Here is a 13,780-nt window from a genome sequence, read left to right as displayed (position 1 = left end):
ACAGGGCGAATGGCCCCAACTGACACGTCGTCCTCGCGCATGCGGGTGTCGCAAAAGGGCGAATGGCCCCAACTGACACGTCGTCCTCGCGCACGCGGGTGTCGCAACAGGGCGAATGGCCCCAACTGACACGTCGTCCTCGCGCATGCGGGGACCCCATTAGCGCGAAAATCGGCAGCTTCTATCGTAGCAAGCTGGCGCCGTCGCCAAGCGAAAGCCGGCATCGGGCTGCCACATGTGCCGCATCATCGCGGCAAGCGCTGTTCGGTGGCAACGATCAGCGATATCAGTATGTTGCGGCAGCGCGGCGCCGCCGCGCGCCCACGTACAGGCAGCCCGCCAGCAGCAGGAACCAGTGCGCTTCGGTGGTGTCCCACAGCAGGCTGTTGAACATCGAGGTGACGACATAGATCACCAACAGCAGCGCCAGGCTGTCGGCCTCGATGCCGCGCCGGCCGAGCGCCGCGCTGCCGAGGCTGGCGAGCATGGCCAAATACACCAGCGTGCCGAGCAGGCCCAGTTGCACCGCCACCAGCACGAACTCGCTGTGCGGCTGGTGCCGGGCGTGCGCCATGTCCGAGCCGGCCGGCCAATCGGCCAGCGCGGTCGGCGCGTAGGCCTGGGCAAACGCGCCGGTGCCAAGGCCGATCAGCGGATGGGCCACGAACTGCTGCAGGCCGACGCGCATGAAACTGAGGCGCACGCCGTTCGGCGTGCGCGGGCGCTCGGTGCGGATTTCCGTCACCAGGTCGTCGGTACGCAATTTGACGTTTGGCGACGCCATGTAGATGCCGGCCGACAGCAGTGCGATCGCCGCCACGCCCCCGAACGTGCGCAATGGCGTGATGCGGGTGCGCAGCAGGAACACCGTAAGGGCGCCGATTAACAGCGCCACATAGCCGGTGCGGCCCTGGCTGAGGAACACGATCGGCACGGCGAACGCGATACCTGCGGCGATAGCAACGGCGCGCGTGCGCATGGTGGCGCAGTAGCTGGCGCCCAGGAAGCAGGCGTTGGCGGCGAAGCCGAGCAGGATGCCGATCGTGATGTGGTTCTTGAAGGCGTAGGCATCGCGCGCGTCGGTGCTGACGCGCCACCACCCCAGGCTCGACTGGGGCATCTTGCCGATGCTAACCAGGTAGCAGGACAGCGCCAGCACGCCGGCGCCGGCCATGAACCAGCGCAGCGCGCGCGTCGGCAGCGTCGGGTCGCGCCAGCTCAGCGCTATGGCGATCGGCAAGACCAGCAGGCGCGAGTATTTTTGCAGCGCCGTGCGGATATCGTCGTGCGGTGCGATCGACCAGCTTGAACCAATGATATACAAAGCGAGCAGGGCCAGCGCGAGCAGCGCCGGCGGCGTGCGCTGCACCCCGCGCAAGTGAGCGCTGGTGCACAGCGCTGCCACGAAACCGATATACGACAGGACGACGAAGATGTTGGTCAGCGCGGTTGAAAACGACACCGAAAACAGTGCCAGCAGCAGCAGGTAGCGGACCACGTTCTCGGTGCGCGTCAGGGGAAAATCGGGTGGGTTTGTCATGGTGATTCTGCGGGCGCGCCATCGAAGGTTGTTCAGTATTCTACAACACGGGCGTGCCGCCATTTTTGCGCTGAGCCGGGTCGGCTGGGCGGACGGCGCCCCCGTTGTTGCGCGGATTCATGTAAAGTCCGGGGAACCGATGGCGGCTCACCGGCACCCATGCGAGAATGTCGCGCCTGGCCAGGCACCCGCCGGCTCACCACGTAGAAGACACGCAAACGCACACGCACACGCACACGCACACGCACACGCACGAAAGAGGCACGATGGAAAATAGTAGCATCGCCAGGCGCCTGTTTGCGCTGGTCCGGCCGTACCGCGCGCGCGCCTTGCTGTCGCTGCTGGCGATGGCCGGTACCGCCGCGACCCAGCCGCTGCTGGGCAAGGCGCTCGAACTGCTGCTCGACAAAGGTTTTACCAACAAGGTCGAATTCAACCTGTGGCTGGTGCCGGCGATCCTGGTGTCGCTGTTCGTCGTGCGCGGCGTGTTTACCTTCGCCACCGCCTATCTCAACAACTGGGTCATGAGTCGCGTGCTCAACGACCTGCGCGGCATGGTGTTCGAACGCCTGCTGCGCCTGCCCGTCGTGCGCTTCCACGAAGAGTCCACCGGCAAGATCATCAACACCGTGATCGGCGACGTGCGCCAGGTAGTCGACATGATCAACTCGGTGTTCCTGGCCTTCGTGCGCGACACGCTGGTGGTGGCCGGCCTGCTGATCGGCCTGATGATGCTGAACTGGAAGCTGACGCTGATCGCGCTGGTGGTGGTGCCGCTCACCGCCGTCATCGTGCGCACCACCACCGCTCGCCTGCGGCGCCTGAACCGCGACAACCAGCGCGTCACCGGCGAGATGACGCAAGTGGTCGAGGAAGCGGCGCGCGGCCACCAGGTAATCCGCGTGTTCTCGGGCGAAACCTACGAGCGCCGGCGCTTCGAGGCGCGCAGCGAGGCCCTGCGCGGCTTCTCGCAGCGCATGACGGTGGCTGCCGCGGCCACCGTGCCGATTACCCAGATCGCCACCGCACTGGCGGTGTCGGTGGTGATCGTGATCGCGATCCGCTCCGCAATGAGCGTGGGCGAATTCACCAATTTCATCACCCTGATGCTGATGCTGCTGCAGCCGTTAAAAGCGCTGGTCGAAGTGAACGGTCCGATGCAGCGCGGGCTGTCCGCCGCCGAAACGGTGTTCGAAATGATCGACGCGCCGCTCGAACACGACATCGGCACCAAGGTGCTGGACCGCGCCAACGGTCATCTGGAACTGCAAGACGTGTCGTTCCGGTATTCCGTCAACAATCCGCTGGCACTGTCCGGTGTGTCGCTCGAAGTGTTGCCGGGACAAACCGTGGCGCTGGTCGGCGTATCGGGCGGCGGCAAGTCGACTTTCGTCAACCTGGTCACGCGGTTTTACGCGCCGCAGTCGGGCCGGTTGCTGCTCGACGGCGTGCCGTACGACGACATTGCGCTGACCAGCCTGCGCGCGCAGTTGGCCATGGTGAGCCAGAACGTGGTGCTGTTCGACGATACGCTCGGCGCCAACATCGCCTACGGCGCCGAGCAGGCCGACCCTGCCCGGCTTGCCGCTGCGATCAAGGCCGCGCACCTGTTTGACGTCGTCGCCGCGCTGCCCGAAGGCGTCGACACGATGATCGGCGAGAACGGCATGCGCCTGTCGGGCGGCCAGCGCCAGCGCGTGGCGATCGCCCGCGCCATCTACAAGGACGCGCCGATCCTGATTCTCGACGAAGCCACCTCCGCCCTCGACAACGAATCGGAGCGCGCGGTGCAGGCCGCGCTCGATGCCTTGATGAGCGGGCGCACCACGCTGGTGATTGCGCACCGGCTGTCGACCATCGAACGGGCCGACCGCATCGTCGTGATGGACCAGGGGCGCATCGTCGAGTCGGGCCGGCATGACGAACTGCTCGCCGCCGGCGGCATCTACGCCAACCTGTACCGGCTGCAGTTTTCGACGGAGGCGGCATGACCGGCGCCGAGTCGACACTGAAACGCACGCTGGTGATTTCGCCCAACTGGATCGGCGACGCCGTGATGGCCCAGCCCTTGCTGCAGCAGCTGAAACACCAGTATCCCGAGCGCGCCATCGACGTGTTGGCGCCGCCAGGCGTGGCGCCCGTATGGCGCGCGATGGCGGAAGTCGACAGCGTGCTCGAAACGCCATTCCGGCATGGCGCGCTGCAGTTGAAGGAGCGCTGGGCGTTCGGCCGCCAGCTGCGCGCACGCAATTATGGTTCCGCCTACGTGCTGCCGAACACGCTCAAGTATGCGCTGATTCCGTGGTTCGCCGGGATTGCAAAGCGAGTCGGGTACAAGGGCGAGATGCGCTACGGCCTGCTCAACGTGATGCACCACGACGAGCTGCCGGCGCGGCCGATGGTGCCGTTTTATGCGGCGCTGGCGCACCACCCATCGATGCCGCTTGGGCCGGTGGGGCGCCCGCGCCTGCTGGCCGGCAGCGAGCAGATCGCCGCTGTGTGCGCAAAGACCGGCATCGCGCCGGATCGTCCCCTGGTGGTGTTTGCGCCCGGCGCCGAATTCGGCGCCGCCAAGCGCTGGCCGGCCGCGCACTTTGCCGAGCTGGCGAAGGCGATCTTCGCGGCGGATCCGTCGGCGCAGGTGGCGCTGCTCGGCTCGCCCAAGGACCGCGAGGCGTGCGATGACGTGGTGGTCGCTAGTGGCGGCGGCGCCATGTTCAACCTGGCCGGTGCGACCAAGCTCGACGAAGCGATCGCGCTGATCGCCCGGGCCGACGCGGTGGTGGCCAACGACTCGGGCCTGCTGCACATCGCATCGGCGCTGGACCGGCCGGTGGTGGCGCTGTACGGACCGACCGACCCGGATCACGCGCCGCCGTTTTCAAGCGTCGCAACATCGATATCGCTGCGGCTGGCATGTTCGCCGTGCCGGCAGAGGGAGTGCCCGTTGGGACATCACGATTGCATGAACAAGATGGCGGTAAATTTGGTGTGGCGGGAGCTGCAGCCGATGCTGGCGAAGTAGCTTGCCCGGTAATCCGTCACCCTTAGCGGGCGAAGTAGAGCCCGTGCAAATGCTCCAGATTTACCTCCGCCGCCGCCTGCGACAGCACCACTTTCCCGCTCTGCATCAGGTACACGTGATCGGCCACCGCCACCGCGCGCTGCGTGTTCTGCTCGACCAGGATGATGGTGCGCGAGCCGTCCTTCAGCCGCGCCAGGATCTCGAACACCTCGTTCACCACCAGCGGCGCCAGCCCCAGCGATGGCTCGTCGACGATCAGCAGCTTCGGGTCCGACATCAGGCCGCGCGCCATCGCCAGCATCTGCGCTTCGCCGCCCGACAGCGAGCCGGCAAGCTGCCGGCGCCGCTCGCGCAGGCGCGGGAACATCGCATATGCTTCCTCCAAACGCCTGGCCACGTGCGCGCGGTGCGCTTTCGGAAACCCGCCCATGATCAGGTTTTCCTCGACACTCATGTCGCGAAACGTCATGCGCCCTTCCGGCACCATCGCCACCGACAGCCCGGCCATGCCCCAGGTCGGCATGCCAGCCAGCGGTTTGCCGTTCAGCGTGATGGCGCCGTGCGACACCGGCAGCAGTCCCATGATCGCGCGCAGCAGCGTCGTCTTGCCGGCGCCGTTCGGTCCGATGATGGTGGTCAGGCTGCCGGCGGCAACCGCCAGCGAGACGTCCCACAGCACGTTGATGGCGCCATAACCGGCGCGCACCTGCTCAAGTATCAGCATGGTCGGCTCCCGTATAGCTCTTGATGACGGCCGGATCGCGGAACACCGCATCCGGCGTGCCGTCGGCGATCAACTGGCCGAAATTGAGCACCGCCACGCGTGGACACAGGGCGGTGATGGTTTCGATATCGTGCTCGATCATGACGATGCCGACGCCGAACCTGGTGTGCAGTTCGCGCAGCATGCCCATGAAGCGCCGCTTGCCGCTCGTCTCCAGGCCCGCCAGCACCTCGTCCAGCAGCAGCAGCTGCGGATCGGTCGCCAGCGCCTTGGCTACTTCCAGCGCTTTGAGTTCCGTCAGCGCCAGTTCCGTGGCGGCGTGGCGGTTGGCCTTGTCGGCCAGGCTGGTGAACGCCAGGATGTCGTCGATCTTCTTGTGGTCGACGCGGCCGGTGCCGAAGCGCTGCGCCACCAGCAGGTTTTCGCGCACGGTCAGTTCGTGCATTGGCTGCGGCACCTGGAAAGTGCGGCCGATGCCGAGCCGCGCGCGCAGGTACATCGGCGCGCGCAAAATGTCGCGGCCGTCGAAGCGGATGCGGCCCGTACTCGGGCGCACCAGGCCCGAAATGGCGTTGAACAGCGTGGTCTTGCCGGCGCCGTTCGAGCCCACCAGGCCGATCACGTCGTGGCTACCGATCTTCAGGCTGACGTCGTTCACCGCCGTCAGCCCGCCGAAGCGCACCGACACGTTTTCAAGTTCAAGCATGGCGGGCAGTCCATTTTTTAAGCAAGGGCATCAGGCCGGAAGGACTGAACACGATCATCATTACCAGCAGCACGCCGAGCACCAGCTGGTGCCCGGTCGGCATCAGCGCCTTGAAAACCAGCTGATCGGCCATGTACACCACCAGCGCGCCGATCACCGGGCCTGAAATGGTGCGGTAGCCCCCAAAAATGGCGGCCACGACCGGCAGCGTGACCCACAGCGCGTTGAAGGCATAGTCCGGTTCGAGGAAGTTGATGTAGTGGGCGTTGAGCGCGCCGAACACGCCCGCCATGAAGGCCGACACCATCAGCATCGCCGCTTTCAGCACCGTGCTGTTGACGCCGACGACGCGGGTGGCGTCCTCGCTGTCGTGCATGGCGCGCAGGGCGATGCCATAGTAGCTGGCGCGGATGCGCGCGTAGGCGAACGCGAACACCAGCACCAGGGTCAGGGCGATCAGGTAAGCGCCCATCTTGGTGCCGAAGTCGAAGCCGAACACGGTGGGAAAACCGGGGATCCCGGACACCCCGCCCGAGCCGCCGGTGACCGAACTCCATTCGGTGGCGAGGATGCGGAAGATGTGCGCGTACGCCAGGATCGCCAGCGCAAAATAGGGGCCGCGCAGGCGCAGCACCGGCATCATGACGATCGACGCCAGCACCGCACCGACGCCGCCCAGCGGCAGCGCGAGCAATACCGGTACGCCCAGCTTGACGGTGACAAGCGCCGACACATAGGCGCCGACGCCGAAAAACGCCGAGTGGCCGAAACTGACCATGCCGCCCAGGTTGCCGAGCAGGGCCCACGACAGCGCGACGCCGCCGATCACCAGCGCGGCGACGATCATGCTCATGATGTAGTTGTTGGCGCCGAGCGCGAACGGCACCACGGCGTAGCCGGCGACGATCAGTGCGACCAGCGTCTTGTTGATTTTTATCCCCGCGTTGATCGCGCCGCTCATCCGCGCCGCCGCGCCGCGCCAAACAGGCCGTTGGGCATCACGAACAGCACCAGCAGGAACAGCGTCATGCCCGCCAGTTCCTGCAAGGCGGAGCTGGCCAGGGTGACGGTCAGTGCTTCGGCCACGCCGAGCAGCACGGCGCCGAGCAGCACGCCCGGAATCGAGCCGACCCCGGCCAGCACGGTGATGATGAAGGCCTTGACGGTCAGCGCGCCGCCGTAGGCCGGCTGGATCACGCCGTAGCTAAACAGCGCCACGCCGGCGAAGGCGGCCAGTACGCCGGCGACGATGAACGACACCAGTTCGGTGCGGCCCGGGTCGATCCCCATCAGTTCGGCGGCGTCGCGGTTGGAGGACACCGCGCGCACCGCGCGGCCATACCAGCTGCGCGCGAGCCACCACCACAGTGCGCCCATCAGGGCGACGCTGACGCCGAAGAAAATCAGTTCGCTGCGCATGCTGTAGAACGGCCCGACGACGAATGCCTCCTGCAGCCAGGTCGAGTTCGTTGAGCGCACGTCGGCGTGCCACACCAGCAGGATGAGGTTGGTGAGGATGACGCCGATGCCGTAGGTAAGGATCAGCGAATTGATCTCGCGATCAATCTTGATGCGGCTGACGACGAAATAGACCGATACTGCGGCGATGCAGACCACCACCAGCGCGATCGGAATGGCGAAGATGGGACCGAAGCCTGATCCCAAACCCAGGCCCGACTCGACCGCGTAAGCGACATAGGCGGCCAGCAGCACCAGTTCGCCGTGCGCCAGGTTGATCACCTTCATGGTGCCGAACACCAGCGCCAGGCCCAGGGCGATGAGGGCGTACGAGCCGCCCTGCAGCAAGCCCGAATACAGCGCCTGCAGTATCAGTTCAGTCATGCCGGCTTACCAGGGCGTGGCCGGATAGGCCAGCTTGCCGGTGGCGGTTTCCTTCGGCCAGACGATGACGATTTTCTTGTCCTGATGCTGGCCCATGCGGTGCACGAAGTTCAGGTTGTCGCCGTTGGCGCTGAACTGCACGCGGCCGATCAGGGTCTCGCGGTCGGTCTTGCGCATCTCTTCGGCGACGCCGCCTTTCTTGAGCGTGCCCTTGTCGGCTGCGCGGGCGATCGCTTCGAACAGCAGCATCGATTGGACGTAGCCGAACTGGCCCAGGTAATCCGGCTCTTTTTTGTACAGCGCCTTGTAGGCATCGGCGAAGGCCTTGCCGTCGGCGGTCTTGAATTGGGCCGGGAACGGCAGCAGGGCGGTGCCGTACACGTTCGGCATCAGGTCCGGAAAATCGGACGCCATTTTCGGGGTGGCGAGCGACCAGACCCCGACCATGGCCTTGACGGCGGGTTTGAGCACCCGCGCGGCGCGCAGGATGCCGACGTAGTCGTTCTCGTAGCCGACCATCGCGATCACTTCCGACTTGTCCTGGATCTTGATCTTGTTGATGATCGGCTTGAAGTCGGTGATCGCCGGATCGAACGAGTGCATCGTCACCTTGACGCCCTTGGCGGCCAGCGCCGTTTCGACGTCCTTGGCCAGGTTGGCGGTGGCGTCCTTGGTCGAATAGACGATCGAGACCGATTTGGCACCGACGTCGCCGAGCATGCCGACCATCGCTTTTTCGTAACCGGCCGAGTTATTGATGCGGAAAAAATTCTTGCGCCCGGCGTTGACCAGGCTGTCGTCGACGCCGCCGGAGGTGATGTAGACCAGGCCGAGTTTGTTGGCGGCGTCCGACGCCGGCGAGATGTTGTTGCTGCCGTAGCCGCCGGTGATCGCGACGACACCGTCGCTGGCCAGCTTTTCGACCGCGGCGATGGCCTTGGCCGGCGCCGACTCGTCGTCGATGGTGATGATCTTGATGGTGTGCTTGCCGTTGGTCTTGTTGAATACGTCGGCCGCGACCATGATTCCTTCCTGCATGCCGGCGCCGACCCTTGCCAGCGACCCGGTCAGCGGCAGCTCGGCGCCGACCTTGATCTCTTCAGCGCCGGCGCTGCCGCCACCCATCAGTGCTGCCGAAGCAAGGGCTGCCAGCCCGATAAGCTTGAACCTGGTCGTCATCATGTGTCTCCTGTGGTGTCATTTTGTGTGACTTCATTTGGTGGCATGCTTTGCGCCAGTGCTTTCAACTGGCCTTTCAAAATTTTTCCGGTCGCCGCCGCCGGCAGCGCCGCCATGATCACGATCTCGGACGGGCACTTGTAGGCCGACAGGCGTTCTGCCAGGTAGTGATGCAATTCCTGCGGGCCTGGTGGATTGCCGCAGTCCGCTTCGACGAACGCCACCACCTCTTCGTTGCCGGCGCCCACATTGCGCCCCACCACCGCCGACTGGATCACGCCGGGGTGGGCGTTGAGCACCGTCTCCACCTCCAGCGGATAGACATTGAAGCCCGAGCGGATGATCAACTCCTTGGTGCGCCCGACGATGAACAGGGCGCCATCGCTGTCCTGGCGCGCCATGTCGCCGGTATTGAGCCAGCCGCCGGGGCGCATTGTCGCCGCTGTTTGCGCCGGGTCGCGGTAATACCCGCGCATGACGTTCGGGCCGCGCACCCACAGTTCGCCGGTGTCGCCAAGGTTGACGCCGGCGCCGCCGGCGTCGACGATGCGCACCTCGACGCCGGGAATGGCGGTGCCGACCGAGGTGTCGGCGCGCGGCGCATCGAGCCTGGTCTGGCTGATGGTCGGCGCGCTTTCGGTCATGCCGTAGCCGTTATGCAGTGGCAGCCCAAGCAGCTGCTCGACCTGCTGTTTCAGGTTCGGGTCGAGCGGCGAGCCGCCGGCGTAGATGAAGCGTAGCGTTGAAGCGAGCGGCGCCGGCAGCGGCGCCGTCAGTTCTACCAGCCGTGCGTACATCGCCGGCACGCCCTGCAAAATCGTCAGCTTGTCTTCGCTGATGGCGCGCAGCATGGCGGCGCTGGAAAAACGTGGTGACAGATACAGGCAGGCGCCCGCGTACAAGGTGCCGAGCATGACCGACGCCAGGCCGTAGACATGCGAGATCGGCAGCACGCCGTAAGCGCGGTCTTGCGGCGCCAGGCCGCGCAGGGTGCTCGACACGGCGGCGATGAAGAGCAGGTTGCGGTGCGTCAGCATCACCCCCTTCGGCTGGCCGGTGGTGCCGGTGGTATAGATCAGGGCGGCGACCTGGCCGTTGCCTGGCTCTACCGGTTCGGCGCTGCATTGCTGGTTCAGCGGGCCGGCGGACAAGCCGGCCATGCCCCCGATCGCGGCGGCGGCGTCGCGCTTGGCGTGCATCCCGGCTTCGGCTGAATCGGCGACCAGGTACAGCACGCGCCGCGCGCCGCTGTGCTGGCGAATGGTCGCCACTTCCGCGTGCGACAGGCGGGCGTTGACGTTGACGATCCAGGCGTCGAGTTCGGCCGCCGCGAAAATCAAAGCGACCTGAGCGACGCAGTTTTCGCCGATCACCATCACCCGGTCGCCGGCGCGCACGCCGAGCTGGCGCAACAGCGCCGCATGCGCGTCGACCTGCATCGCCAGCTCGGCGTAGCTGCAGCTGCGGCCAGCCTGATGCAGGGCCGGCGAATGGGGCGTGCGCGCGGCCTGCGCGCGCACGATGGCGCAGATGCGGGCGGGCAGGGCGCCTGCCAGCGCAGGGGTATTCATGACCACTTCATCACTTCTGCGCCGCCCGGATCATGTTGCGGGCGATGACGATCTGCTGGATCTGCGACGTGCCCTCGTAAATACGGAACAGGCGCACGTCGCGGTAGAAGCGTTCGGCCGCGTAGTCGGCGATGTAGCCGGCGCCGCCGTGGATCTGCACCGAGCGGTCGGCCACGCGGCCGCACATCTCGGAGGCGAACAGCTTGCAGCACGACGCCTCGAGCGCGACGTCGGCGCCGTCGTCGCGCATGCGGGCGCAATCGATTACCATGCAGCGGGCGGCGTAGATCTCCGTTTTGCTGTCGGCCAGCATCGCCTGGATCAGCTGGAATTGAACGATCGGCTGGCCGAACTGCTGGCGCTCCATTGCGTAGCGCAGCGCGTCGTCGAGCATCCGTTCGGCCGCGCCGACGCACACCGCGGCGATGTGCAGCCGGCCCTTGTCGAGCACCTTCATGGCCGTCTTGAAGCCGACCCCTTCCTTGGCGCCGATCAGGTTCGCCGCCGGCACGCGGCAGTTGTCGAAATGGACGTCGCAGGTGTGGGCGCCGCGCTGCCCCATTTTCCTGTCGATTTTGCCCAGCGACAGCCCGGGCGTGTCTTTCTCGACGATGAAGGCCGAGATCGCGCCGGCGCCGCGCTTGGCCGGATCGGTGCGCGCCATGACGGTGAAGATGCCCGCTTCGGGCGCGTTGGTGATGTAGCGCTTGCTGCCGTTGAGGATATAGAAGTCGCCGTCGCGCACGGCGCTGGTGCGCAGCGACGCCGCGTCGGAACCGGACCCCGGCTCGGTCAGCGCAAACGCGCCGATGATGTCGCCGGCCGCCAGTTTGGGCAGGTAATGCTGCTTTTGCTGCTCCGTGCCGTCGATGACGATGCCTTGCGAGCCGATGCCGTTGTTGGTGCCGATCAGCGAGCGAAAGGCGGGCGAGGCACGGGCGATTTCAAACGCGACGCGCACTTCTTCCTCCATCGTCAGCTGCAGGCCGCCGTACTGCTCGGGGATCGACAGGCCAAACAGGCCGAGCGTGCGCATCTGCGCCACGATCGCTGGCGGCATTTCGTCGGTCTCGGCAACCAGGTTTTCGTTGGGCACCAGTACGTCGCGCACGAAACGCGAAACACTGTCGAGGAGGAGCTGGAGGGTTTCTTGGTCGCGGATCATCGGTGTGTGGCTGGCATCATGGAAGTACTCGGCGTGTCCCCAGCGTTGATGGTTCACCCTTGGTTCGCATGGTCGGGCCAAGTGTGCCAATCCGTTGATGCCTTGTCAATTGCTTTTCAAAACATGAATTTGCAAGGCACACGCAGACCGTCTGCGCTCAGGTCCTGCCACTGTCGTGGACCGTAATTTGCCATCGCCGGCAACTGCGTATGTCGATGAAGTGCACAAAACATGCCGGACCGTGGTACTCTCGGGCCACAAAAAAGTTGGGGGTGCAATATGCTTTTATTTGCATATTGTTGTTTTTATAAAAAATTATGAGTAAATAATGTCTTTTCTTGATAAAGAACGCACGATTGCCGGGCCGGGTTTTAACCGCTGGCTGGTACCGCCAGCAGCACTGGCAATTCACCTGTGCATCGGCATGGCGTATGGTTTTTCAGTGTTCTGGCTGCCGCTGTCGCGCGCCATCGGCCTGACCCAGTCGATCGCGTGTAGCGCCGACATGGGCTTTTTCGCGCAGATTACCGCTACCGGCTGCGACTGGAAAATTTCCATGCTGGGCTGGATGTATTCGCTGTTTTTCGTGTTCCTTGGCCTGTCCGCGGCGCTGTTCGGCGGCTGGCTGGAACACGCCGGTCCGCGCAAGGCCGGTGTCGTCGCCGCAGTGTGCTGGTGCGGCGGCCTGGTCATTTCTGCCTTGGGCATCTACACCCACCAGATCTGGCTGATGTGGCTCGGCTCGGGCGTGATCGGCGGCTTCGGTCTTGGCCTCGGCTACATTTCGCCGGTGTCGACCCTGATCAAATGGTTTCCTGACCGCCGTGGCATGGCCACCGGCATGGCCATCATGGGCTTTGGCGGCGGCGCCATGATCGGCGCGCCACTGGCTGTTGCGCTGATGAAGTTTTTCGCCACCCCGGAATCGGTCGGCGCCTGGCAGACCTTCCTGGCGATGGCTGCGATCTATTTCGTGTTCATGATGGCCGGCGCGCTCGGCTACCGGGTGCCGGCGTCGGGCTGGAAGCCGGCCGGCTGGACCGCGCCAACCAAGGCGGGCAATTCCATGATCACCAGCCGCCACGTGCACGTCAGCCGGGTCTGGGGCATTCCGCAGTTCTGGCTGCTGTGGGGCGTGTTGATGCTGAACGTATCGGCCGGTATCGGTATCCTCGGCATGTCGTCACCGTTGCTGCAGGAAGTGTTTGGCGGCGCGCTGATTGGCGTCGACATTCCTTTCAATGACCTGTCGCTGGCGCAAAAAGGCCAGATCGCGGCAATCGCTGCCGGCTTCACCGGCCTGCTGTCGCTGTTCAACATCGGCGGGCGCTTCGTCTGGGCCAGCTGCTCGGACTACATCGGCCGCAAGAACACCTACTTCGTGTTCTTTATCGTCGGGCTGGCGCTGTATGCTGCGATTCCGACCTTCGCCCACAAGGCCCAGCTGGCGTTCTTCGTCGCCTCGTTCTGCGTGATCCTGTCGATGTACGGCGGCGGTTTTGCCACCATCCCGGCCTATATTGCCGACCTGTTCGGCACCCAGAACGTCGGCGCCATCCACGGCCGCATCCTGACCGCGTGGGCAACTGCCGGCGTGCTCGGCCCGGTGCTGGTCAATTACATCCGCGAATACCAGATCGCCAACGGCGTGCCGAAGGCGCAAGCCTATGACGTGACGATGTACGTGCTGGCCGCGCTGATCCTGGCTGGCCTGGTCTGCAACGCACTGGTGCGTCCAATTGCCGACAAGCATTTCATGAACGAGCAGGAACTGGCTGCCGAGCGCAAGCTGGCCCATGAGCGCGATTCGGTCAGTGCGAATGGCAATGGCGACAACTCCGGCAACGGCGTCAGCGCTACCAGCCCGGCGCTGGTCGTGCTCGCCTGGGCGGCAGTCGGCATCCCTCTGGCGATCGGCATCGGCATCACCGTGCAAAAAGCGGTGATTCTGTTCAAGTAAAGCTGTTGACCTGATCGGCAACGATCAGAATCTCGCAGAAACCCACAAAACTGCGCCGGGCTCACGGC

Annotated in this window: 11 protein-coding genes; 3 read left to right on the top strand and 8 right to left on the bottom strand. The window is 65.1% G+C overall.

Annotated elements, in window-relative coordinates; genetic code table 11:
- Positions 1 to 286: 286 nt before the first annotated feature.
- Positions 287 to 1,540 carry an O-antigen ligase family protein gene (locus CR103_RS07235; protein ID WP_180279310.1) on the bottom strand — a complete coding sequence of 418 codons (1,254 nt, stop codon included), beginning with the start codon at positions 1,538 to 1,540 and terminating at the stop codon, positions 287 to 289.
- Positions 1,541 to 1,806: 266 nt separating this feature from the next.
- Between CR103_RS07235 and msbA the strand changes: the two genes are divergently transcribed.
- Both msbA and waaF read left to right on the top strand, forming a co-directional pair.
- Entirely contained in the window at positions 1,807 to 3,531 is a 1,725-nt protein-coding gene (gene msbA, locus CR103_RS07230) for a lipid A export permease/ATP-binding protein MsbA (RefSeq protein WP_099915391.1), read from the top strand.
- Entirely contained in the window at positions 3,528 to 4,565 is a 1,038-nt protein-coding gene (gene waaF, locus CR103_RS07225) for a lipopolysaccharide heptosyltransferase II (protein WP_229442847.1), read from the top strand. Before msbA ends, waaF begins: the two co-directional genes overlap by 4 nt.
- Positions 4,566 to 4,587: 22 nt before the next feature.
- Here waaF and CR103_RS07220 read toward each other — a convergent pair whose 3' ends face one another.
- From CR103_RS07220 to CR103_RS07190, 7 genes are read right to left on the bottom strand one after another with little or no spacing between them, the layout of a single operon-like run.
- Positions 4,588 to 5,289: an ABC transporter ATP-binding protein gene (locus CR103_RS07220; protein ID WP_099915389.1), complete on the bottom strand. Its 702-nt coding sequence runs from the start codon at positions 5,287 to 5,289 to the stop codon at positions 4,588 to 4,590.
- Positions 5,276 to 5,995 carry an ABC transporter ATP-binding protein gene (locus CR103_RS07215; RefSeq protein WP_099915322.1) on the bottom strand — a complete coding sequence of 240 codons (720 nt, stop codon included), beginning with the start codon at positions 5,993 to 5,995 and terminating at the stop codon, positions 5,276 to 5,278. The genes CR103_RS07220 and CR103_RS07215 overlap by 14 nt, the downstream gene beginning before the upstream one ends.
- A complete protein-coding gene (locus CR103_RS07210; protein ID WP_099915321.1) occupies positions 5,988 to 6,956 on the bottom strand; it encodes a branched-chain amino acid ABC transporter permease in 969 nt (322 codons plus the stop codon). Before CR103_RS07210 ends, CR103_RS07215 begins: the two co-directional genes overlap by 8 nt.
- Positions 6,953 to 7,837 carry a branched-chain amino acid ABC transporter permease gene (locus CR103_RS07205; protein WP_099915320.1) on the bottom strand — a complete coding sequence of 295 codons (885 nt, stop codon included), beginning with the start codon at positions 7,835 to 7,837 and terminating at the stop codon, positions 6,953 to 6,955. Before CR103_RS07205 ends, CR103_RS07210 begins: the two co-directional genes overlap by 4 nt.
- 6 nt (positions 7,838 to 7,843) lie before the next feature.
- Positions 7,844 to 9,016: an ABC transporter substrate-binding protein gene (locus tag CR103_RS07200; protein WP_099915388.1), complete on the bottom strand. Its 1,173-nt coding sequence runs from the start codon at positions 9,014 to 9,016 to the stop codon at positions 7,844 to 7,846.
- The gene (locus tag CR103_RS07195) at positions 9,016 to 10,587 is read right to left on the bottom strand and encodes a class I adenylate-forming enzyme family protein (protein WP_099915319.1); all 1,572 of its coding nucleotides are present in this window, start codon (positions 10,585 to 10,587) and stop codon (positions 9,016 to 9,018) included. Before CR103_RS07195 ends, CR103_RS07200 begins: the two co-directional genes overlap by 1 nt.
- A 10-nt stretch (positions 10,588 to 10,597) precedes the next feature.
- Positions 10,598 to 11,752, bottom strand: a complete 1,155-nt coding sequence (locus CR103_RS07190; protein WP_099915318.1) for an acyl-CoA dehydrogenase family protein — start codon at positions 11,750 to 11,752, stop codon at positions 10,598 to 10,600.
- 328 nt (positions 11,753 to 12,080) lie between these two features.
- Here CR103_RS07190 and CR103_RS07185 point away from each other — a divergent pair, with 328 nt between their 5' ends.
- Positions 12,081 to 13,712 carry an OFA family MFS transporter gene (locus tag CR103_RS07185; RefSeq protein ID WP_099915317.1) on the top strand — a complete coding sequence of 544 codons (1,632 nt, stop codon included), beginning with the start codon at positions 12,081 to 12,083 and terminating at the stop codon, positions 13,710 to 13,712.
- Positions 13,713 to 13,780: the final 68 nt, after the last annotated feature.

Origin of the sequence: Massilia psychrophila, from assembly GCF_002760665.1 — a bacterium.
Classification (GTDB): Bacteria; Pseudomonadota; Gammaproteobacteria; order Burkholderiales; family Burkholderiaceae_D; genus JAFCUW01.
The sequence above is the reverse complement of the archived record's forward strand: the minus strand, read 5'-3'. Positions and strand labels throughout refer to the sequence as shown.

What these genes read in the sequence shown, in the direction of transcription:
- CR103_RS07235 (WP_180279310.1), bottom strand. Translation starts at nt 1,540, where the DNA reads ATGACAAACCCACCCGATTTTCCCCTGACGCGCACCGAGAACGTGGTC.
- msbA (WP_099915391.1), top strand. Translation starts at nt 1,807, where the DNA reads ATGGAAAATAGTAGCATCGCCAGGCGCCTGTTTGCGCTGGTCCGGCCG.
- waaF (WP_229442847.1), top strand. Translation starts at nt 3,528, where the DNA reads ATGACCGGCGCCGAGTCGACACTGAAACGCACGCTGGTGATTTCGCCC.
- CR103_RS07220 (WP_099915389.1), bottom strand. Translation starts at nt 5,289, where the DNA reads ATGCTGATACTTGAGCAGGTGCGCGCCGGTTATGGCGCCATCAACGTG.
- CR103_RS07215 (WP_099915322.1), bottom strand. Translation starts at nt 5,995, where the DNA reads ATGCTTGAACTTGAAAACGTGTCGGTGCGCTTCGGCGGGCTGACGGCG.
- CR103_RS07210 (WP_099915321.1), bottom strand. Translation starts at nt 6,956, where the DNA reads ATGAGCGGCGCGATCAACGCGGGGATAAAAATCAACAAGACGCTGGTC.
- CR103_RS07205 (WP_099915320.1), bottom strand. Translation starts at nt 7,837, where the DNA reads ATGACTGAACTGATACTGCAGGCGCTGTATTCGGGCTTGCTGCAGGGC.
- CR103_RS07200 (WP_099915388.1), bottom strand. Translation starts at nt 9,016, where the DNA reads ATGACGACCAGGTTCAAGCTTATCGGGCTGGCAGCCCTTGCTTCGGCA.
- CR103_RS07195 (WP_099915319.1), bottom strand. Translation starts at nt 10,587, where the DNA reads ATGAATACCCCTGCGCTGGCAGGCGCCCTGCCCGCCCGCATCTGCGCC.
- CR103_RS07190 (WP_099915318.1), bottom strand. Translation starts at nt 11,752, where the DNA reads ATGATCCGCGACCAAGAAACCCTCCAGCTCCTCCTCGACAGTGTTTCG.
- CR103_RS07185 (WP_099915317.1), top strand. Translation starts at nt 12,081, where the DNA reads ATGTCTTTTCTTGATAAAGAACGCACGATTGCCGGGCCGGGTTTTAAC.